Source organism: Pseudooceanicola nanhaiensis DSM 18065 (assembly GCF_000688295.1).
GTDB classification, from domain to species: Bacteria; Pseudomonadota; Alphaproteobacteria; order Rhodobacterales; family Rhodobacteraceae; genus Pseudooceanicola; species Pseudooceanicola nanhaiensis.
Genome location: NZ_JHZF01000011.1, coordinates 1,644,637 through 1,665,384, shown reverse-complemented (window position 1 = coordinate 1,665,384; position 20,748 = coordinate 1,644,637). Strand labels below are relative to the sequence as shown.

General features: G+C 68.4%; 19 protein-coding genes. 9 read left to right on the top strand and 10 right to left on the bottom strand.

The genetic code is table 11. The features are described 5' to 3' along the window. Positions 1-156 precede the first annotated feature (156 nt). Positions 157-657 (top strand): Lrp/AsnC family transcriptional regulator, encoded by a 501-nt coding sequence (locus Q344_RS0109150; protein WP_028286424.1) that lies wholly within the window; start codon positions 157-159, stop codon positions 655-657. Positions 658-725: 68 nt separating this feature from the next. On the opposite strand, the gene Q344_RS23560 is transcribed toward Q344_RS0109150, so the two are convergent. The 5 genes from Q344_RS23560 to lgt form a co-directional block, all read right to left on the bottom strand. Further along, positions 726-1,487, bottom strand: coding sequence for a Hint domain-containing protein (locus tag Q344_RS23560; protein WP_084178340.1), 762 nt, complete (start codon positions 1,485-1,487; stop codon positions 726-728). Positions 1,488-1,771: 284 nt separating this feature from the next. After that, on the bottom strand, positions 1,772-1,912 hold the full coding sequence (locus Q344_RS26085; protein WP_156954657.1) for a hypothetical protein: 141 nt from the start codon (positions 1,910-1,912) through the stop codon (positions 1,772-1,774). Positions 1,913-2,127: 215 nt separating this feature from the next. Continuing rightward, positions 2,128-2,880: a peptidoglycan editing factor PgeF gene (pgeF, locus tag Q344_RS0109135; protein WP_028286423.1), complete on the bottom strand. Its 753-nt coding sequence runs from the start codon at positions 2,878-2,880 to the stop codon at positions 2,128-2,130. Further along, on the bottom strand, positions 2,877-3,950 hold the full coding sequence (locus tag Q344_RS0109130; RefSeq protein ID WP_028286422.1) for a class I SAM-dependent methyltransferase: 1,074 nt from the start codon (positions 3,948-3,950) through the stop codon (positions 2,877-2,879). Before Q344_RS0109130 ends, pgeF begins: the two co-directional genes overlap by 4 nt. Next, positions 3,947-4,840, bottom strand: coding sequence for a prolipoprotein diacylglyceryl transferase (lgt, locus tag Q344_RS0109125; protein ID WP_028286421.1), 894 nt, complete (start codon positions 4,838-4,840; stop codon positions 3,947-3,949). The genes Q344_RS0109130 and lgt overlap by 4 nt, the downstream gene beginning before the upstream one ends. Positions 4,841-4,933: 93 nt before the next feature. Here lgt and Q344_RS0109120 point away from each other — a divergent pair, with 93 nt between their 5' ends. The 6 genes from Q344_RS0109120 to Q344_RS0109095 all read left to right on the top strand — a co-directional run bounded on the left by Q344_RS0109120 (position 4,934) and on the right by Q344_RS0109095 (position 10,636). Beyond that, positions 4,934-5,179 (top strand): accessory factor UbiK family protein, encoded by a 246-nt coding sequence (locus Q344_RS0109120; RefSeq protein ID WP_028286420.1) that lies wholly within the window; start codon positions 4,934-4,936, stop codon positions 5,177-5,179. A gap of 107 nt (positions 5,180-5,286) precedes the next feature. After that, on the top strand, positions 5,287-7,707 hold the full coding sequence (locus tag Q344_RS25095) for a methyl-accepting chemotaxis protein (protein ID WP_156954656.1): 2,421 nt from the start codon (positions 5,287-5,289) through the stop codon (positions 7,705-7,707). Positions 7,708-8,002: 295 nt separating this feature from the next. Next, a complete protein-coding gene (locus Q344_RS0109110; protein WP_028286419.1) occupies positions 8,003-8,503 on the top strand; it encodes a type III secretion system chaperone family protein in 501 nt (166 codons plus the stop codon). 36 nt (positions 8,504-8,539) lie between these two features. Next, positions 8,540-9,355 carry a pyrroline-5-carboxylate reductase gene (proC, locus tag Q344_RS0109105; RefSeq protein WP_028286418.1) on the top strand — a complete coding sequence of 272 codons (816 nt, stop codon included), beginning with the start codon at positions 8,540-8,542 and terminating at the stop codon, positions 9,353-9,355. Then, complete coding sequence (locus Q344_RS0109100; RefSeq protein ID WP_028286417.1) at positions 9,348-9,686, top strand: tRNA-binding protein; 339 nt, start codon at positions 9,348-9,350, stop codon at positions 9,684-9,686. The genes proC and Q344_RS0109100 overlap by 8 nt, the downstream gene beginning before the upstream one ends. After that, complete coding sequence (locus Q344_RS0109095) at positions 9,683-10,636, top strand: 2-hydroxyacid dehydrogenase (protein WP_028286416.1); 954 nt, start codon at positions 9,683-9,685, stop codon at positions 10,634-10,636. Before Q344_RS0109100 ends, Q344_RS0109095 begins: the two co-directional genes overlap by 4 nt. Before the next feature lies 1 nt (position 10,637). Here the strand turns inward: Q344_RS0109095 and Q344_RS23550 are convergent, their stop codons facing one another. The 5 genes from Q344_RS23550 to Q344_RS0109065 all read right to left on the bottom strand — a co-directional run bounded on the left by Q344_RS23550 (position 10,638) and on the right by Q344_RS0109065 (position 18,104). After that, positions 10,638-11,741, bottom strand: a complete 1,104-nt coding sequence (locus Q344_RS23550) for an alpha/beta hydrolase (RefSeq protein ID WP_051630433.1) — start codon at positions 11,739-11,741, stop codon at positions 10,638-10,640. A gap of 54 nt (positions 11,742-11,795) precedes the next feature. Continuing rightward, complete coding sequence (locus Q344_RS0109085) at positions 11,796-12,386, bottom strand: thymidine kinase (protein ID WP_028286415.1); 591 nt, start codon at positions 12,384-12,386, stop codon at positions 11,796-11,798. 181 nt (positions 12,387-12,567) lie between these two features. Next, positions 12,568-15,837: a carbamoyl-phosphate synthase large subunit gene (gene carB, locus Q344_RS0109075; RefSeq protein WP_028286414.1), complete on the bottom strand. Its 3,270-nt coding sequence runs from the start codon at positions 15,835-15,837 to the stop codon at positions 12,568-12,570. 139 nt (positions 15,838-15,976) lie between these two features. Next, complete coding sequence (locus tag Q344_RS23545; RefSeq protein ID WP_156954655.1) at positions 15,977-16,756, bottom strand: hypothetical protein; 780 nt, start codon at positions 16,754-16,756, stop codon at positions 15,977-15,979. Positions 16,757-16,907: 151 nt separating this feature from the next. After that, positions 16,908-18,104 (bottom strand): SAM-dependent methyltransferase, encoded by a 1,197-nt coding sequence (locus Q344_RS0109065; protein WP_028286413.1) that lies wholly within the window; start codon positions 18,102-18,104, stop codon positions 16,908-16,910. A gap of 227 nt (positions 18,105-18,331) precedes the next feature. On the opposite strand from Q344_RS0109065, the gene aspS reads away from it, so the two are divergent. Both aspS and Q344_RS25090 read left to right on the top strand, forming a co-directional pair. Then, entirely contained in the window at positions 18,332-20,113 is a 1,782-nt protein-coding gene (aspS, locus tag Q344_RS0109060; protein WP_028286412.1) for an aspartate--tRNA ligase, read from the top strand. A gap of 148 nt (positions 20,114-20,261) precedes the next feature. Further along, complete coding sequence (locus tag Q344_RS25090; RefSeq protein ID WP_051630429.1) at positions 20,262-20,720, top strand: thermonuclease family protein; 459 nt, start codon at positions 20,262-20,264, stop codon at positions 20,718-20,720. Positions 20,721-20,748 lie beyond the last annotated feature (28 nt).

Genomic DNA, 20,748 nt, shown 5'->3' with positions numbered 1-20,748 from the left:
TGGCCGCAGGGCTCCCGCACCGGGGTCTGCCCGGAGAAAGGGCGGCGAGGGGCGCGTTCGGTGAATTGCGCAGGAAGAAAATTGCGAGGGGTTGAAACAATCTTGCGCCGAGAACGGGCGCTGCTATAAGAATCGCAAAATCCCGTGGAGGTTGCGATGGCCGTTGGCCGACTTGATCCGATCGACAGGAAAATCCTGGCCGAACTGCAGGCGGATGGCCGCATGACCAATGTCGAGCTGGCCCGGCGGGTCGGCATCTCGGCCCCGCCCTGCCTGCGCCGCGTCCGCACGCTCGAGGAGCAGGGCTACATCCGGGGTTACCACGCCGATGTCGACATCCGCGAGCTGGGATTCGAGGTGCAGGTCTTCGCCATGGTCGGCCTGCAGAGCCAGGCCGAGGCCGACCTTTCGGCCTTCGAGAAGCGCTGCCGCGCCTGGCCGCTGGTCCGGGAATGCCACATGCTGAACGGCGAGGTGGATTTCATCCTGAAATGCGTCGCCCCGGACCTGTCGACCTTCCAGACCTTCCTGACCGAACAGCTCACCGCCGCCGAGAACGTGGCCAGCGTGAAGACCTCGCTCGTCATCCGCAACGCCAAGGACGAGCCGGGCGTGCCCTTCGACGTGCTCGAGGAGCGGCTGAACCGCACGGCCTGAGCCCGGCAAAGGGCCGACCCCGCCCGGGAGGAGAGGGCGGGATCGTCGGGCCGCAGGGCGAGGGGCCCTCAGGCGGCGTCGAGGCGCATCAGCGATTGCAGCGTCATGCGGGGATGGGCGAGCAGCCCGAAATCCCGCAGCGCGGTGATGTGCGGGAACAGCGACAGGAAGAGCGCCAGCTTGTTCGGTCCCATGCCATCGGCGATGTGATAGCCCGGATGGAAGCTTTCCACCGGCAGGCCGTTCGCCTGGATCGTTGCATGCTGCGCGAGGCAGAGGTGGAAGACCTCGATCGACGAGGGCGGGGTGATCTCGAAGACCGTGTCGCCGTCGGTGAACTCGGTGAAGGGCGTGTAGACGCGGCCGCGCACATCGTCATCACGCAGCACGTCCGGGAAGTGGAGCACGCGCGCGCCGGGCCCGACCATCAGGTCGCCCGCAGGGCGCGACAGGCCGAAGCGGTCGGGGCTGACGCGGATCATCCGCACCTGCGCCGGGTCCGCGACGGGCGCATGGGGCACCATCATCATGGAGCCGATCCAGAGCACCTCCTGCAGGCCGTTCTCGGCCGTCTCGACCTTCATGCCGGGACGCAGGTCCTCGATGGCGCAGGGCCCGGTTTCGGTCGTGATCAGCACGCCGCGCGGAAACGCGTTGAAGGCGCTCTCGAACTCCGTGGTCGCGGGGGCCATGTGTTCGGTGATCTTCTCGCGCCCGGCATCGTCGAGGCGCGCAACAGTGTAACGGCGCAGAAGCGGCCCGCGGCGCTTTGCCGTTTCGAGTGTAGACTCAAGTAGTTCCTGCCCAAGGGCACGAGGTGTCATCGTCATGTGAATACCCGTCAGCTGGGTGTCACATCCGCGCTGGCCCCCACCAGCAACGACAGACGGACAGTCGGTCGAAAGTGGAGACAATAAGCCGAAAAAGCGGCGCTAAGTCAAAGAAAAGGAGGCATTGTGGCGGCAATGTGGCTCAATGTGGCGAGGTCCGCCGGTTCGTTTCCGATGCCCGGGAAATTCGACACAAAGTAGCCGTAATTGGCCTCAATTTAGCCACAAACACGCCGAATCAGAGACACGTGTAAGGCGAGGATGCGAGGGGTGGCGCCGCGACCTCAGGCCGAGCGGCGCTGCGTCTCGAGCTTGGTGTCGCGGTTCTCGGGGCGGCGGTAGCCGCGCTGGAACGGAAGGCGGGTCTGCTCGGTCCTGGCGGTGGCGATCACCGATTTCATCCATCGTTTCTGCGTCTTCTGCATGGCCTGTCCTTTCGCTCGGGGGCCGGCACCCTTGACCGGCGCCTTCCCGCAGGATCGCCCGGCAATGGGGCGGGCAGAGGGCGGAAACGGACAGATTTGCGTAAAACAGGAAGGCGGGCGCCGCGGCGGCCCGACGTCCGCAGATCGCGGGTTTTCGCAGGAAATCGGCGGATTCCCCCGGAAATGGGGCGAAAGCGTGGTGCTCGCGTGCCGGGTCAGAGCCGGATGGCCGAAATCAGGCGCCCGTAATCCGCCTCTCCGTGATGCGTCGCCCGGCGGTAGGAGAAGAAGCGGTCCGGATCGGAATAGGTGCAGTGCCGGATCCATTCGGCATGGCCCACCCCCGCGGCCCGCAGCCGATGCAGCCCGTAGCCGGGCAGGTCGAAATGATAGCGGTCTCCGTCGCCGTTCGCGAAGAACCGCGCGTTGCCCTGATCCTCGGCCATGAAATCGTCCATGAACTCCGGCCCGACCTCATAGGCGCTCTGGCTGATCGCCGGCCCGATCACCGCCGCGATGTTCTCGCGCCGCGCGCCGAGGGCCTCCATCGCCTCCACCGTCGCTTCGAGCACCCCGTCGAGCGCGCCGCGCCAGCCCGCATGGGCCGCGCCGATGACGCCGGCCTCCGCATCGGCGAAGAGCACCGGCTGGCAATCGGCGGTCAGCACCGACAGGACGAGGCCCGGCCGGTCGGTCACGATGCCGTCGGCCTGGACCGGCGGCGCGTCGGGATCGGCCACCACGGCACGGGCGGAATGGACCTGATGGATGCCGCAGAGCGCATCCGGCTCGGCCTCCATCGCGCCCGCGACCCGCGCCCGGTTGATCGCCACGATCTCGGACTGGTCCGACGAGGCGCGGCCGCAGTTCAGCCCGGAAAAGATGCCCGAGGAGGCGCCGCCGCGACGGGTGAAGAAGCCATGCCGGAGCGGGCTGAGCGAATCGGAGGTCAGGATTTCCAAGGTCATTCCCGGTGTCCCGCGGCTTCGAGCCCCGGTGGAGGGCCGGCCGTATGCGGATGGAAGGCGAGCACTTTGAACAGCGAACCCATTTCGGCGGGGTGGGTCAAGCGGCGATGTGCAGCAATGTGGGACGCGAGGCGCTCGCCGTCCAGCCCCGCGGCCAGCCGCTCGGCCCGCCCGGTGATGCCGAGCCGCTCGAGGAACACCCCCTGCGGCGTCAGCAGCGAATGGGCCGAGGGCGTGGCTGCGGCGATCGGTTCGAAGTCCACATGCGCGGTCAGGTCCGCCGCGCCCGGGGTCTCGAGCGGATCCGCGCTGCCATGGGCCCGCATCGCCTGGAACGTGTCGCCCTGGGACCGCCAGTCGCCGTAATCCACGATCAGCGCCGCGCCGCCGTGGGCCTCGATCCGCGTGCCGATGGTCCGGGCGATTGCGGGCGCCGCGGGGCAGAGCTCCACGATGTCGCCGTCGGCCGTATCCTCGAGCCGCGCGGCCAGGGCGGCGAGCGGCGCGAGCGGTCCGAGACCGAAGCGCAGCGCCTCGCCCTCGGCCGCCACCACCGTCTCGCGCCAGGCGCCGCCGTCGCGGCGGAACTGACGGATCGGCAGCGCGTCGAAGAACTCGTTCGCCACGAGGAGGAGCGGCATCTCCGGCAGGTCCTCGACGCGGTCGATCCAGACCGGCGCGGCCCCTGCCAGCGTCTCGGCCTGCCGCTTGCGCAGGGCGGGGGACGCCTCGAGCAGATGCACCTGCGCCGCGTCCCGGAACCCGGGCACCCGCGCGGTCGCCCGCAGGATGTCCGCCATCAGCGTGCCCCGACCGGGCCCCAGCTCGGCCAGCGCGAAGGGCGCGGGCGCCCCCTGGTCAAGCCAGCTCTGCGCCAGGCAAAGCCCCAGCATCTCGCCGAACATCTGGCTGATCTCGGGCGCGGTGACGAAATCCCCGGCGGCACCCAGCGGATCGCGCGTGGTGTAGTAGCCATGCGACGGATTGAGCAGGCATTCCGCCATGTATTCCGACAGCGGCAGCGGCCCTTCCACGGCGATCCGCCGCAGCAGGTGGTCGCGCAGGCTCATGCCCGCGGCCGCCGTGTGGCGATCACCACGAGCGTCAGCCCCACGACGATCATCGGCAGCGACAGGAGCTGTCCCATGCTCAGGCCGAAGGTGCCGGCGATCTGGACCACGTGGCCGTCTGGGTTGGCCTGGGTGATGAACTGGGCATCCGCCACCCGGACGAATTCGACGATGAAGCGCGCGAGCCCGTAGCCCGCGAAGAAGATCCCCGTCACCAGCCACGGCCGTTTCAGCGCCCCGAAACGCCAGACCGCCATGATCAGGATCGCACCCAGCAGCAGCCCTTCCAGCCCCGCCTCGTAAAGCTGCGAGGGGTGGCGCGCGCAGGGCCCCGCGACGCCCGGGCAATCCTGCGCCGCGGGGCCGGGGAAGATCACGCCCCAGGGCAGGTCGGTCGGACGCCCCCAGAGCTCGTTGTTGATGAAGTTGGCAATCCGCCCCAGCAACAGGCCGGCCGGCGTGCCGAGCGCCATCGCGTCGGCCGTGGACGCCAGCGGCACCCCCTTCGCACGGCACCACAGGTAGACCGCGACGCAGACCCCGAGGAAGCCGCCATGGAAGGCCATGCCGCCCTGCCAGAGCATCACGATCTCGGCGGGATGCGCGAGGTAGTATTCCGGCTGGTAGACCAGCGTATAGATCAGCCGCCCGCCGACGATGATCCCGATCACGATCCAGAAGACGAGGTCCTCGAGCTGATCGCGCGTCATCGGCGGCGTATCGCCGGGCCAGAGCGTCGGACGGGCCAGCGCGCGGCGCACAAGCCAGTAGCCCAGCACGATCCCCGCGATATAGGCCAGCGCATACCAGCGCAGCGCGAAATCGAAGCCGAGAAGGGAGATCGAGAAGATCTCCGGCGAGATGTCGGGGTAGGGGATCGCGGCCTTCATGGCGGCATCTGTGCCGGGGGCCGCGGGGAAGTCAACCTTGCCGCTGCCGGGCGTTGTCCCCATATAGGGGGAAACCTGAACACGGAGTGACGGATGCAGACCCGTTCGAAATTCTTCGACGACATGTCGCAGCTGATGACCAACGCCATGGGCGTCGCCCAGGGCGCGAAGGACGAGGCCGAGACGGCCTTCAACTCGATGATCGACCGCTGGCTGGCGGACCGCAACCTCGTCACGCGCGAGGAGTTCGATGCGGTGCGCGCCATGGCCCAGAAGGCGCGCGAGGAGAACGCCGCGCTCGAGGCGCGCATCGCCGCGCTGGAAGCGAAGCTCGAGTGATCCTGAGGCGGGGCCGGCCGTGACGGCCGGCCCCGTCCTGCCTTCAACCGAACCTTTACTTCTGACGCGGTAAGGTCCTCCGGCAACTGGCCCGGAGGGTTACGCCCGTGTTCAAGTCCTTGATGTCGCGGCTGTCGCTGCGGCTCCTCGCGTTCGGCATCATCGGGACGACCCTGCTCGCCTCGCTGCTTCTGGTTGTGACCTTCCTCTTCATCCAGCGACAGGTGGCCTTGTCGCAAAAGAACGCGGTCCGGCTGGCAGAGCTTGCCAATCCGCTCGACCCGGCGATCAACAGCCTGGTGGCCGCGCTCGGCTATGGCGGGATGATCCATGCCTACAAGAACGCCGAGCTGCGCGGTGGCGCCGCGTTCCCCGAAGAGGCGAGCCGCCGGATCGGCGCGGCGCTGGCAGCGCTGGACGAGATCCTGTTTCTCGACCAGCGCAGCCGCGACGACGTCGCCGTCATCCGCCGCACGCTGGCCGCCTATGAAGCGAACAACACCAAGGTCGAATTCCTCCGCGCCATCGGCACCACGCCCGAGGTGCTTGCCGCTGCGACCGCGATCGACGACGCCCCGGCGATCGCCGCGCTGAACTCCATCTTCTCGCGCCGCGTCGCCGGCGACGAGGCCAGCAAGACCGGCATCGTGCGCAGCCTGCGCCTGGCGCTCGGCTACGGGGGCGCGGTCCACGCGTTCAAGGATTACATCCTCTACAAGCAGCCCGAGATGGCCGACCGTGCGGAAGCGGGGCTGGCCCGCGCCGCGCAGGAGATAGACCGCTATCGGAGCCTGGATATCAGCGCCGGTGAATTCGCGGCCCTGCGTGACATCTCGGGCGTCGTCGAGGCCTATCGCGACGGGCTCGCCAAGGTGCGCGAGATGGTGGAAGAGGGCGCCGACGCCGAGGCGATCGATGCCGCGGTCGGGGTGGACGATGCGCCGGCCGTCCGCGGGTTCGGCGTGCTGGACCGTGCGCTTCTGCTGAACGTCGAGGAATCCGCCGAGGCGCTCGATGCGGAGCTGCATCGCGTCAACCTCATCGCCATGGCGGTCACGGGGCTCGTGCTCTTTGCCGGGCTGGCCATTTCGGCCCTCGTGGGCGTGATCCTCAATGCCGCCGCCGTGCGCCCTGCCGCGATGATCGCCTCGGGAATGAAGCGCCTGACCGATGGCGAGACGGATGTCGATTTCTCCCGCCAGATCGGCGAGACGGAGATCGGCATCATCGCGGGCGTGGCCGCACAATTCGGCGAGACGCTCCGCCACAACGAGAAGCTGCGCGCCGAGTCGGAGGCGCAGGCCAGGGAACAGCAGGCGATGGCCGCCGAACAGGCGCGCCTGCTCGAGGACCAGAAGGCGCTGGAGGCCCGGATGCGCCGCGATGGCGAGGCGCTGGCGGCGCGGCAGGCGCAGCAGGACGACCTGCAGCGCCGCATCGCCGAGGCCGTTTCGGCCGCCAGCGCCGGGGATTTCTCGGTCCGGATCGACCGCGACTACGGGGTCGAGGACCTGGATCGTCTGGCCCGCCACTTCAACCACCTGCTCGCCAGCGTCGCCCGCGGGGTCGCGGCGGTCTCGGCCGTGACCCAGGAAATGGCCCGCGGCGACTTCACCGTCCGGATGGCTGGCGATTTCGAAGGGGATTTCGCGCGCCTCCAGGACGGTTTCAACGAGGCGCTGGTAGAGATCGGGCGCCTCGTGGAAGAGGTGATGGGCAATGCCACCAGCATCGATTCCGAAGCCGCGGCGATCGCCGCCGCCTCCGCGGATCTCTCGCGCCGGACCGAAACCCAGGCCGCCACGCTCGAGGAGACCGCCGCCGCCGTCACCGAACTCACGGCCTCGGTGAAATCGGTGGCCGAGAATTCGCAAGAGGCGCGCGGCATGGCGAACCGCGCGGGCGAGGTGGCCGACGAGAGCGGAGAGGTGGTCGACAGTGCGGTTGCGGCGATGGACCGGATCGTGGCCTCCTCGTCAAAGATCTCCAAGGTGACGGCGCTGATCGACGACATCGCCTTCCAGACCAACCTCCTGGCCCTCAATGCCGGGGTCGAGGCGGCCCGCGCGGGCGAATCCGGCCGTGGCTTCGCCGTCGTGGCCACCGAGGTGCGGGCGCTGGCCCACCGCTCCTCGGACGCCGCGAAAGAGATCAACGGGCTGATCGCCACCTCCGAGAACGAGATCGGCGCGGGGGCCGAAAAGATCAGCCGGGCGGGCGATTCCATCCGCGAGATCGCCTCCTATGTGACCCGGCTGCGGGACGCGATCGATTCCGTGGCCAGCGCCACCTCGGAGCAATCCATTTCCCTCCAGGAGGTGAACGCGGCGATGCTGCAACTGGACAACGTCACCCAGCAGAACGTCGCCATGTTCGAGGAGACCACGGCCTCGACCGCGGCCCTGCGCAAGCGCTCGGCCGAACTGGTCGAGGCGGGGTCCCGCTTCCGGATCATCGAAGGCGCCGGGTGGACGGAAGACGACGAGAGCGACTGGCACGAAGCAGGCGACGACCGCGCGGTGGGGTAACTGACGGGACCCGGGCGCGGGGCTGCCAGTTCGCCCGGGCGCGGGGCTGCCCGGTTCGCCCGGCCTCGCACCGTTCCCGGTCACCTACCCACGCCGGAGCGACTGCAGGATGTGCCGCATCCCGTGGTATCCACAAGTTATTGCGGTTTTCCACAACAAATTGCTTTACAGAGGTCGAAACTGGTCCCACCATATTTTGTAGGAACTCGGGGAAATCCCTCCGATTTCTAGAGCAGGCACCTAGCGCTTGGGGGCCGTGGCCCTCTCCCGCGCTACGTAACAAAGAGGTGGCGCCGTGGCACTTTCCGAGCAGTACATCCAGGATGAGATCCATCCGATCGACATCGTCGAGACCTTGGCCGAGGACCGCGACTGGGATTTCGACCGGATCGGCGAGGACCAGATCGCGATGGCGGTCGAGGGGCAGTGGCGCACCTATTCGATCACCCTGGCCTGGTCCGCCTATGACGAAACGCTCCGCATGGTCTGCACCTTCGAGATGGAGCCCCCCGAGGATCAGTTCCCGCGGATCTACGAGCTGCTGAACCACATCAACGACCAGTGCTGGGCCGGCAGCTTCACCTGGTGGGGCGAGCAGAAGCTGATGGTCTACCGCTACGGCCTCGTCCTGGCCGGCGGCCAGTTCGCCTGCCCCGAGCAGATCGACACGCTGATCAACGCCGCCGTGCTGAGCTGCGAACGCTACTACCCGGCGTTCCAGCTGACCGCCTGGAGCGACCGCGATCCCGCCAGCGCGCTTCAGGTCGCCATTGCAGAGGCCTACGGCCGCGCGTAAGTCTTGCCCCCGTCACGAGTGAGGCAGGGGGCAGAGATGGCATTCGAAGAGATCACCCGCCGCGGCCTGGTGCTGCTGGGCTGCGGCAAGATGGGCGGCGCGATGCTGGCGGGCTGGCTGGCGCGGGGACTGTCGCCCGAGGCGGTGCATGTCGTCGACCCGAAGCCTTCGGACTGGCTGCAATCGACCGGCGTGCACCTGAACGGCGTGCTGCCCGAGGACCCGGCGGTCGCGCTGATCGCCGTCAAGCCGCAGATGATGGGCGAGGCGCTGCCGGCGCTCAGGGCCATGTCGGGCGGCCGGACGCTCTTTGTCTCGATCGCGGCGGGCACGACGATCGCCCGGTTCGAGGCGGAATTCGGCGCGCAGAGCCCGATCGTCCGTGCGATGCCCAACACCCCGGCAGCCGTCGGGCGCGGCATCACCGCGATCGTCGGCAACGGGGCGAGCAGCGCGGCGCATCTCGACGCGGCCGAGACGCTCCTGAGCGCGGTCGGGCAGGTCGTCCGGTTGGAGGACGAAAGCCAGATGGACGCGGTGACCGGCGTCTCGGGCTCGGGCCCGGCCTATGTCTTCCACATGATCGAGACGCTGGCGCAGGCGGGCGCGGCGCAGGGGCTGCCCCCGGAGCTCGCCCTGCAACTCGCCAAGGCGACGGTCGCGGGGGCGGGGGCGCTTGCCGAGGCCTCGGAGGAGGACCCGGGCCAGCTGCGTGTCAATGTCACGAGCCCGAACGGCACGACGCAGGCCGCGCTCGAGGTGCTGATGGATGCCGAAACGGGCTTTCCCTCCCTGCTCGACCGGGCGGTGGCCGCAGCGGTGAAACGATCGAAGGAGCTGGCCGATGGCTGAGATCACGTTCGACGATTTCCTCAAGGTCGACATCCGCGCCGGCCGGGTGGTCCGGGCCGAACCGTTCCCCGAGGCGCGCAAGCCCGCGATCAAGCTCTGGGTGGATTACGGACCCGAGATCGGCGTGAAGAAGAGCTCGGCCCAGATCACCGTGCATTACACCCCCGAGACGCTGGTCGGCCGGATGGTGATGGGCGTGGTGAACTTCCCGCCGCGCCAGATCGGCCCCTTCATGTCCGAGGCGCTGGTGCTGGGGTTCGCCGACGCGGAGGGCGCCATCGTGCTGAGCGCGCCGGACCGCGACGTGGCGCCTGGGGAGCGGCTGCAGTGACCCGGGTCCTGATCACCCGCCCGCTGCCGGACCGCGTGCTGGCCGAGGCCGAGAGGCATTTCGAGATCGAGGTGCGCGACACCAACCAGCCGATGAAGCGCTCGCAGCTGCGGGCCGCGCTGGTGCTGCACGACGGGGTGCTGGCCACGCTGGGGGACAATTTCGACCAGCAGGCCTTTGCCGAGTTCAACGCCCCGCGCTGCAAGATCATCGCCAACTTCGGCGTGGGCTACAATCACATCGACGCCGCCGCGGCCCGCAGGGCGGGGATCGCCGTGTCGAACACGCCGGGCGCGGTGACCGATGCCACGGCGGACGTGGCGATGACGCTGATCCTGTCGACCGCGCGCCGGGCGGGGGAGGGCGAGCGCCTCGTCCGGTCCGGCCTGTGGGAAGGCTGGCACCCGACGCAGATGCTGGGGATGCATGTCACCGGCCGCAAGGTGGGCATCGTCGGCATGGGCCGGATCGGGCAGGCCATCGCGCGGCGCTGCCATTTCGGTTTCGGGATGGAGGTGATCTATGCCAACCGCTCGGAGAAACCGGTCGATTTCCCGGCGCAGCAGGTGAGCCTGCAGACCCTGGCCTCCGAGGCGGAGATCGTCGTGACAGCCGTGCCGGGCGGGGCCGAGACGCGGCACATACTGGGCGCCGAGTTCCTTGCGGCGATGCGCCCCGGCGCGATCTTCGTGAATATCTCGCGTGGCGACGTGGTGGACGAGGCGGCGCTGATCGCGGCCCTGCAGTCGGGCGCGCTGCGGGGCGCGGGGCTCGACGTCTACGAGAACGAGCCCGTGGTGCCCGAGGTGCTGCGTCGCATGGAGAACGTGACGCTGCTGCCGCATCTGGGGACCGCCGCGCTGGAAGTGCGCGAGGCCATGGGGCTGATGGCGGTCGAGACCCTGCGCGCCTTCTTTGCGGGCGAGGAGCCGCCGAACCTCGTCAACTGAGCTACTGGATGTCGATCTGGTCGAAGACCGGTTCGAGGAAGGCATCGTCGAGCGAGCGGAGCACATAGGCCCCCGCGCCCCGAAGGCCGGTCCTGGTGCCGGAGGCGCTCTGGAGCCGGGAGAACTGCCCGGCCAGATGGATGTAGCGGTCGTGCCCGAAGCGGTCGTCGGTCGCGACGGCCGACATGTCCACCAGCTCGACATTGCCGAGGGTCGCCACATCGGCGACCCGTGGGTCGGTCACGCCGAGCGAGCCCAGCCGGACCCGTCCGCCCGAGATGGTGGAGGAGATCGCCAGGGCACGGTCGCCCGGCGCCGTCAGCACGGCGACGGGATTGCGCAGCGGCCCGATCGCGCGCATCGTCCGCGCGAAGAGCGCCACGTCGATGTCGGGCGAGGCAAGCACCGTCTCGAGCCGGTCGAGCACGCCGCGGCGCCCCGACAGGCTGAGCGTGCGCAGCGCCTCGACGATCAGGAAGCCGCCCATGCTGTGGCCGAAGACCATAACGTTGTCGCGGTTGCGACGGGTCAGTTCGATCATCAGCTCGGCCAGCGGGTCGCGGGAGAAGAGCGCGCCCTGCCGGTCGCCGACGTAATCGAGCGGCGATCCCTCGGAGGGCCACGAGAAGAGGATCGGCGCCCCGGTGTATCCGGCGCTGGCGGTCAGCTGGGCGAGGCGGAAGACCCCTTCGGAATGGGTCGTGTTGAACCCGTGCACGAAGACGCCCGGCTCCTGCGCCCGGTTGCGGGAGACGGCGCGGTAGAAGGCCTCGCGCTCCATGAGGCCGCTGTCCGAGACGAAGTAATCCTTCGCGGGATCGGGCGAGACCGGGTCGAAGGTCAGTTTCGTGCCGCCGTGGTCGGGCGGAACCGACACGTCGTAGAAGCCGTATCGGGTGACGAAAGAGGGCTCGGACCGGAAGGCATCCCGCGCGGCACGGGTGGTGACCACGTAGATGCGGTGCACCCGCGCCGGATCGGGCGGCGTGGCGGCGGGATTGAGCGCCTCGGGTCCGGGCCGGGGAGAACAGGCGGCGGCCAGCATCAGGAGCGCCAGCGCGGCGCGCCGGGTCCAGCTCGATCCTCGGGTCGTGGTCCGCGCCATGCAATTCGCCTTTTCTGCCCCGCTTCGAGTAATGCCGTCGGCCGGGCGCGCGGGTCAAGCCTCGGGGCTGTCGCCGGTTTCCTCGCGCCAGTGGCGGCGGCAGAGCGAGACGTAGGTCTCGTTCCCGCCGATCTGGACCTGGTCCCCGGTGGTCATCGCGCGCCCGTCGGCGCCGCGGCGGACGACCATCGTGGCCTTGCGCCCGCAATGGCAGATCGTGCGGACCTCGCGCATCTCGTCGGCGAGCGCCAGAAGCGTGGCCGAACCCTCGAAGAGATGGCCCAGGAAATCGACCCGCAGCCCGTAGCACATCACCGGCAGGTTCAGGTCGTCGACCGCCCGCGCCAGTTGCCACACCTGCCGTTCGGTGAGGAACTGCGCCTCGTCGATGAAGACGCAGGCGCAGGGCCCTTGGGCGAGCCGCGCCTCGATCCGGGCGAAGAGGTCGGTGTCGCCGTCGAAGGTGTCGGCGCTCTGGCCGATGCCGATCCGGCTGGCGATCCGCCCCGCGCCCGCCCGGTCGTCGAGCCGCGCGGTCAGCAGGTAGGTCTGCATTCCCCGCTCGACGTAGTTGTGCGACGCCTGCAGCAGCACCGTCGACTTGCCGGCGTTCATCGTGGAATAGTGGAAGTAGAGCTTGGCCATGCGCGCCTTGTGCGGAGAGGGCGGTGCGGTCCGGAGGGGCGCCGCGCGGGTCGGTGCCCCGCGCGGCCCGCAGGTCAGATACCGGGCACGAAGGGCACGTCGCAGGCCGCGAGGGCCAGCAGGGATGCGAGCGCGGCGGCGCGCAGGAAAATGGTGCTCATGTCGGTCCCTCCGGGATTGGTCAGCTGTCCTGCAGCGAGATCACGCCGATCTCGCCTTCCTGGCGGGCCTCGATGGCCAGCACGGCCGCCTGCGCCCCCGCGGCGGTGGTGAAGTAGGGGATCTTGTCATAGAGCGCGACCGAGCGGATTTCCCGGCTGTCCTCGATCGACTGCGCGTTCTCGGTGGTGTTGAACACCAGCGCGATGGTCCCGTCCTTCAGCTGGTCGACGATGTTCGGCCGGCCCTCGTAGACCTTGTTGACCCGCTCGCAGGCGATGTCCGCGGCCTTCAGCCAGTCCATCGTGCCCTGCGTCGCGACAAGGGTGAAGCCCTGGTCCGCCAGGGTCTTCGCGGCCTTCAGCATCAGCTCCGTCTTGTCCGCGTCCTTGATCGAGATGAAGACGCGGCCCTCCGACGGCAGGTCCACCCCGGCGCCGAGCTGGGCCTTCAGGAAGGCCCGCGCGAAGCTGAGGTCGTAGCCCATCACCTCGCCGGTCGAGCGCATTTCGGGGCCGAGCAGCGTGTCGACGCCCGGGAAACGGGCGAAAGGCAGAACGGCCTCCTTCACGGCGAAACCGTCGAGGTTCGGGTCCACCAGGTCGAAGGCGCCGAGCTTCTCGCCCGCCATGACCCGCGCGGCGATCGAGGCGATCGGCGAGTTCACGGCCTTGGCCACGAAGGGCACGGTCCGGGAGGCGCGCGGGTTCACCTCGATCAGGTAGATGTCCTTGCCCTTGACCGCGAACTGCACGTTCATCAGGCCGACGACGCCGAGCTCGAGCGCGAGGGCCTTCGTCTGGACGGCGATCTCGGCCACGATGTCGTCGGGCAGCGACCAGGGCGGCAGCGAGCAGGCGCTGTCGCCGGAATGGACGCCCGCCTCTTCGATGTGCTGCATGATGCCCGCGACATGCACGGTCTCTCCGTCGCAGAGCGCGTCGACGTCCACCTCGATGGCGTTCGAGAGATAGCTGTCGAGCAGCACCGGGCTGTCGCCCGAGACCACCACGGCGTCACGGATGTAGCGCTTCAGCCCTTCCATCTCGCGCACGATCTCCATCGCGCGGCCGCCCAGCACGTAGGAGGGGCGGATGACCAGCGGGAAGCCGATCTCGGCCGCGATCTCGATGGCTTCGAGGTCGGAATGCGCGATGCCGTTCTTCGGCTGCTTGAGGCCCAGCCGGTTCACCAGGTCCTGGAACCGCTCGCGGTCCTCGGCCAGGTCGATGGCGTCGGGCGTGGTGCCGAGGATCGGGATGCCCTCGGCCTCCAGCGCGTTCGCCAGTTTCAGCGGCGTCTGGCCGCCGAACTGGACGATCACGCCGTGGAGCGTGCCGTTCGACTGCTCGACGCGGAGGATCTCCATCACGTGTTCGAAGGTCAGCGGCTCGAAGTAGAGCCGGTCCGAGGTGTCGTAATCGGTGGAAACCGTCTCGGGGTTGCAGTTGACCATGATGGTCTCGTAGCCCGCGTCGGTCAGCGCGAAGCAGGCGTGGCAGCAGCAATAGTCGAACTCGATCCCCTGGCCGATCCGGTTCGGACCGCCGCCCAGGATGACGACCTTCTTGCGGTCGGTCGGGCGCGCCTCGTCCTCCACCTCGCCCATCACCGGGGCCTCGTAGGTGGAATACATGTAGGGCGTCTGCGCCTCGAACTCGGCGCCGCAGGTGTCGATCCGCTTGAAGACCGCGTTCACCCCGAGGTTCCGGCGGGCGCGGCGGACGTTGCCCTCGTCCCGCGCGGCAAGCTTGGCCAGCCGCGCGTCCGAGAAGCCCAGCATCTTGAGCCGCCGCAGCCCGTGTTCGGTGACGGGCAGGCCGTTCTTGGCGACCTCGGCCTCGACATCCACGATCTCGCGGATGCGGGCGAGGAACCAGGGATCATAGGCGGTGGCGGCGCCGATCTCGATGTCGGTCAGCCCGTGGCGCATCGCCTGTGCGATCACGCGGATCCGGTCGGGGGTCTGGAGCGACAGGGCCTTGATGACGGCGGCCTTGTCCGGCGCACCCTCGATTTCGATCTCGTCGAAGCCGGTCAGGCCGGTTTCCATCGAGGCCAGCGCCTTCTGCATCGACTCGTGGAAGCTGCGCCCGATGGCCATGACCTCGCCCACCGATTTCATCGCGGTGGTCAGGTGCGGCTTGGAGCCGGGGAACTTCTCGAAGGCGAAGCGCGGGATCTTGGTGACGACGTAGTCGATGGTCGGCTCGAAGCTCGCCGGCGTGACCTTGGTGATGTCGTTGTCGAGCTCGTCCAGCGTGTAGCCCACGGCAAGCTTCGCGGCGATCTTGGCGATCGGGAAGCCGGTCGCCTTCGACGCGAGCGCCGAGGAGCGGGACACCCGGGGGTTCATCTCGATCACGACCATCCGGCCGTCCTCGGGGTTGATCGCCCACTGGACGTTCGAGCCGCCGGTCTCCACCCCGATCTCGCGCAGCACGGCGATGGAGCCGTTCCGCATCGCCTGGTATTCCTTGTCGGTCAGGGTCAGGGCAGGGGCCACGGTGATCGAGTCGCCGGTGTGCACGCCCATCGGATCGACGTTCTCGATCGAGCAGACGATGATCGCGTTGTCCGCCTTGTCGCGGACCACCTCCATCTCGAATTCCTTCCAGCCGAGGAGGGATTCATCGACGAGGATCTGCCCCACCGGAGAGGCTTCCATCCCGGACCGGCAGTAATGCTCGTAATCGTCGCGGTTGTAGGCCACGCCGCCGCCGGTGCCGCCCAGCGTGAAGGCGGGCCGGATGATCGCGGGCAGCCCGATGTGCTCCAGCGCTTCCATCGCGTCCTTCAGGCCCGCGCGGATGTCGAACTTGCCGTTCTCCATCTTCGGCGCGGTGACGATGGTCGCCTTGGGGTTTTCCAGCCCGATCCGGTCCATCGCCTCGCGGAAGAGCTTGCGGTCCTCCGCCATCTCGATGGCGTCCTTGTTGGCGCCGATCAGCTCGACCCCGAACTTCTCGAGCACGCCCATCTCGTCGAGCTTGAGCGAGGTGTTCAGCCCGGTCTGCCCGCCCATGGTGGGCAGCAGCGCGTCGGGGCGTTCCTTCTCGATGATCTTGGCGACGATCTCGGGGGTGATCGGTTCGATGTAGGTGGCGTCGGCCAGCCCCGGGTCGGTCATGATCGTGGCCGGGTTCGAGTTCACCAGGATGACGCGGTAGCCTTCCTCGCGCAGCGCCTTGCAGGCCTGTGCCCCGGAGTAATCGAATTCGCAGGCCTGCCCGATGACGATGGGCCCTGCGCCGATGATCATGATGGAGTTGATATCGGTTCTTTTAGGCATGAGTCCCCCGGGCGCGCAAATTGCTGCGGGGTTATACGCACCGGGGTCCGGTGTGCAAGGGGTCGATCAAGCCCATGTGACCGCTGCCGCCAGGGGAAGGCAGGCCCCGGGCCGCGCGGGGGCGGCCCGGGAAGGCGCGTTACTGAAGGAAGCGCCGGCTCGAGACGTTCACCACGATGCCCTCGGCCGTCAGCACCGGGCGCGTGCGGAACTTCAGGCAGCGATCCGGGGTGCAGATCATGTCGCGGGCGACGCGGTTGACCACGCCCAGCACGACACCGTCACGGCTGATGAGGTCACGGCCGACCAGCGAGGGGCCGGAGCCGCCGTTCGTCTGACCGCCGCCCGCCGTCTGCGTGCCGCCGCCGGCGCTGCTGCCGCCGCTGCCGGTCGATCCGCCCGTGGTCCCGGTGGTGCCGGAGCCCGTGCCGCCGCCGATCGTGCCGCCGACGTTGACATCCGCGACGGAACCGCCTCCCACGGTGGCACCCACGCCGACATCCGCGACCGAGCCGCCGCCGACCGTGGCGCCCACGCCGACATCCGCGACCGAGCCGCCGCCGCCGACCGTGGCGCCCACGCTGGCGTCTGCGACCGAGCCATTGCCGACCGACGCGTCCACGCTGGCGTCCGCGACGGAGCCATTGCCGACCGACGCGTCCACGCTGGCGTCCGCGACCGAGCCGTCGCCCACGCTCGCGTCCACACCGGCATCCGCGACCGAGCCGCCACTGCCGACCGAGGCGTCGACGCCGACATCGGCCACCGAGCCGCCCCCGATCGATGCGTCCACGCCGAGCCCGGCCACGGAACCGCCCCCGATCGAAACGTCGGCGCCAAGCCCGACCTGCCCCCTGGCGGTCGTCGCGAAGGCGGCCGCCATCATCATCGAAATCGTCATAACGTGCATGCGTGTCATTGGAGTCCTCTCCCTTCGACGCCCCCACCCGGGTCTGCACTGTCTGTGCGCATAGACACGACAGCCTGGCCGTGTGGGTTTCACGTCGCGGATCGCTTTTTGGTTGATCCTGTCAACCATGCCGATATCTCGTGCACGCCGCGGGAGAGCTTCAATACATGTAGTCGCGTGACAGCGGGACGGCGTCCTGCCGGCGTGCGATCTGTATCTGGTAGACGACCTGGAAATCGTGCCGGAACGTCATCTCGCTGGCCAGGAGGTAATATCGCCACATCCGGCAGAAGCGGTCGTCGTAGAGCGCGCGGGCCTCGTCCTGCCGGGCCATGAAGCGGTCGTACCAATGGCGCAGGGTGGTGGCATAATGCAGGCGCCAGACCTCGATGTCGGTGGTCCAGAGCCGCGTCTTCTCGACCGCCGTGGCGATCTCGGACAGGGCGGGGACGTAGCCGCCCGGGAAGATGTACTTGCGGATGAAGGGGCTGGTGACGCCGGGCGGTGTCTCGCGCCCGATGGTATGGATCAGCGCGACCCCGTCCGGATCCAGCAACCGTTCGACGGTCCGGAAATATTCGAGGAAATGCGGCGCGCCGACATGCTCGAACATCCCGACCGAGACGATGCGGTCGAAGCTCTCGGACAGGGTGCGGTAATCGGTCAGCCGGAAGTCCACCCGGTCGGACAGCCCGGCGGCCTCCGCCCGTTTCACCGCGACCGCGTGCTGCTCCTTCGAGAGCGTCACGCCCACGACCCTGGCGCCGTGCTCCCTGGCCAGCGTCAGCGCCATGCCGCCCCAGCCGCAGCCGATGTCGAGCACCCTCATCCCCGGTTTCAGGAGCAGCTTCTTCGCGATATGCGCCTTCTTCGCCGCCTGCGCCTCGTCCAGCGTCATGCCGGGGCGCGGGAAGTAGGCGCAGGAATACTGCCGGTCCTCGTCGAGGAAGAGATCGTAGAGCGCGCCCGACAGATCGTAGTGATGCGCCACGTTCTGCTGCGCGCGCCCGATCGGGTTGTGCTGCGCAAGCCGGCGCATTGCCCGCCGCGACAGGGCCAGCGGCGCCTGCCACCACGCACTGCGCCGTTGCGAGAGGTTCACCAGGATCATCTCGAAGAAGGCGTGCAGATCGTCGCCGTCGATGGTGAGGCGTTCGTCCATGTAGGCCTCGCTCACCGCGAGGTCGGGGTTCAGGACCACCTTGCGCGGCAGGTCCTCGTCCAGAAGCCGCACGGTGACCCAAGGCGCCCCGGTGCCGCTGCCGAAGTCATGGGCGCGTCCGTCGGGCATCACGACGGTCAGCCGCCCCGCATGAACAACCTGCTTCAGAAAATCGAGTAATAGTCTTTCCCACATAATGTCACCACCAGGGGGTCGGAATGGCTTCAGGCTACAACCTGCTGAACCTGAAAGAAAATACAGAACCTCTGTGCAAAATGGTCAACCCCGGGGGACGGTCCGTGCACGGGTGTGGCGCAATTCCCGCGGCGGGCCCGCGGGGAAAGGCCCTTGCCGCCTTGACTTTGGGCCTCATGCAAGGTGTATCGGCGCTCACCTGAACACTGACCCTTCGAGGGAGCGCCATGCACGCCTACCGCAGCCATACCTGCGCCGACCTGAACAAATCCAACGTGGGCGAGACCGTCCGTCTCTCCGGCTGGGTGCATCGGGTCCGAGATCACGGCGGGGTGCTCTTCATCGACCTGCGCGACCATTACGGGATGACGCAGGTGCTCTGCGACAGCGACAGCCCGGTGTTTGCCGAGGTCGAGAAGCTGCGCTCGGAATGGTGCATCCGGATCGACGGCATCGTGAAGGCGCGCGACGAGAGCCTCGTGAACGCGAAGCTCCCGACCGGCGAGATCGAGGTCTACATCCGCGACATGGAGGTCCTCGGCTCGGCGAAAGAGCTGCCGCTGATGGTCTTCGGCGACCAGGAATACCCCGAGGAGACGCGGCTGCGCTATCGCTACCTCGACCTCCGCCGCGAGGTGATGCAGCGCAACATGGTGCTCCGCTCGGACGTCGTGGCCTCGATGCGCAAACGCATGTGGGACAAGGGCTTCCGCGAGTTCCAGACGCCGATCATCACCGCCTCCTCGCCCGAGGGCGCGCGCGACTTCCTCGTGCCGTCGCGGCTGCATCCCGGCAAGTTCTACGCGCTGCCGCAGGCGCCGCAGCAGTTCAAGCAGCTGCTGATGGTCTCGGGCTTCGACAAGTATTTCCAGATCGCGCCCTGCTTCCGCGACGAGGACCCGCGCGCCGACCGCTCGCCCACCGACTTCTACCAGCTCGACCTCGAGATGAGCTTCGTCACCCAGCAGGACGTCTTCGACACGATCGCGCCGGTGCTGGGCGGGGTGTTCGAGGAGTTCGGCGGCGGCAGGAAGGTCGACGCGCCGGCCGAGTGGCCGCAGATCTCCTATGCCGACGCGGCGCTGAAATACGGCTCTGACAAGCCGGACCTGCGCAACCCGATCGAGATGCAGGTGGTGTCCGAGCATTTCGCGGGCTCGGGCTTCGCGATCTTCGCCAAGCTGCTGGAGCAGGAGGGGACCGAGATCCGCGCGATCCCGGCGCCCACGGGCGGGAGCCGCAAGTTCTGCGACCGGATGAACAGCTTCGCGCAGCAGCAGGGGCTGCCCGGGATGGGCTATATCTTCTGGCGTGAGACCGACGGCCAGATGGAGGCCGCGGGCCCGCTGGCCAAGAACATCGGCCCCGAGCGGACGGAAGCCATCCGCCAGCAGCTCGGCCTCGGCGTCGGCGACGCGGCCTTCTTCCTGGGCGGCAAGCCCAAGTCCTTCGAGGCCGTCGCGGGCCGCGCCCGCAACGTCATCGGCGAAGAGCTCGGCCTGACCGACAAGGACCGCTTCGCCTTTGCCTGGATCGTCGATTTCCCGATCTACGAGAAGGACGACGAGACCGGCAAGATCGACTTCGAACACAACCCCTTCTCCATGCCGCAGGGCGGGATGGAGGCGCTGGAGGGCGATCCGCTGAAGGTGAAGGGCTTCCAGTACGACCTCGCCTGCAACGGCTACGAGATTGTCTCGGGCGCGATCCGGAACCACAAGCCCGAGATCATGTTCAAGGCCTTCGAGATCGCGGGCTACCCGAAGGAAGAAGTGACCAAGCGCTTCGGCGGCATGGTCAATGCCTTCCAGTACGGCGCGCCCCCGCACGGCGGCTGCGCGGCCGGGGTGGACCGGATCGTCATGCTGCTGGCGGACGAGGACAACCTGCGCGACGTCATGCTCTTCCCGATGAACCAGCGGGCCGAGGACCTGATGATGGGTGCGCCGTCGGAACCGACCTCGGATCAGCTCATGGAATTGTCCCTGCGCGTGATCCCGCAGGAGTGACGCTCGCGGGGTGGGGCCGGTGGCCGCCACCCCGCTCGCGTAAAAAGTGTGTCTCGCAGGACACTTCTTCCCCTGATTTCAACGCATTGACCCAGGGTCTGCACCTGTTTTGCCGCATTTCCGCCGCGCTTGGTCCTATCCTCGGGCCATGCTTTACGCGGATCTCATCAGGCACAGGGCCCTCCGGCGGCGGCGCATCGCGGCGCGGGCGCGCGGGGTGCTGCTGGCGATGGCGCTGATCGGGTTCGGCATCGCCTTCGGCTCGGGTCTCAAGCTGCCGCTGCCCGCCGCGCTGCTGCATCACGCCGCCGCGCCCGCACAGCATCTCGTGCAGGGGCCGGCCTCGCATGTGCGCGACGGCGACACGATCGAGGTGCGGGGCATTCCGATCCGGATCGGCAACCTCGACTGCGCCGAGCGCGACACCGATGCGGGGCGCGAGGCGACGTGGCGGATGGTCGAACTTGTGCAGCACGGCCCGCTCCTCTGCCGGCTCGCCGGGCGAGGGTCGATGGACCGCGAGATCGGCACCTGCGCGCTTCCCGACGGCCATGACATCGGCGAGATCCTGATCGCCGAGGGCACCTGCAAACGCTGGTCCGGCTGATCCCGCAGGTTCCGGGTCGCCGCCCGGC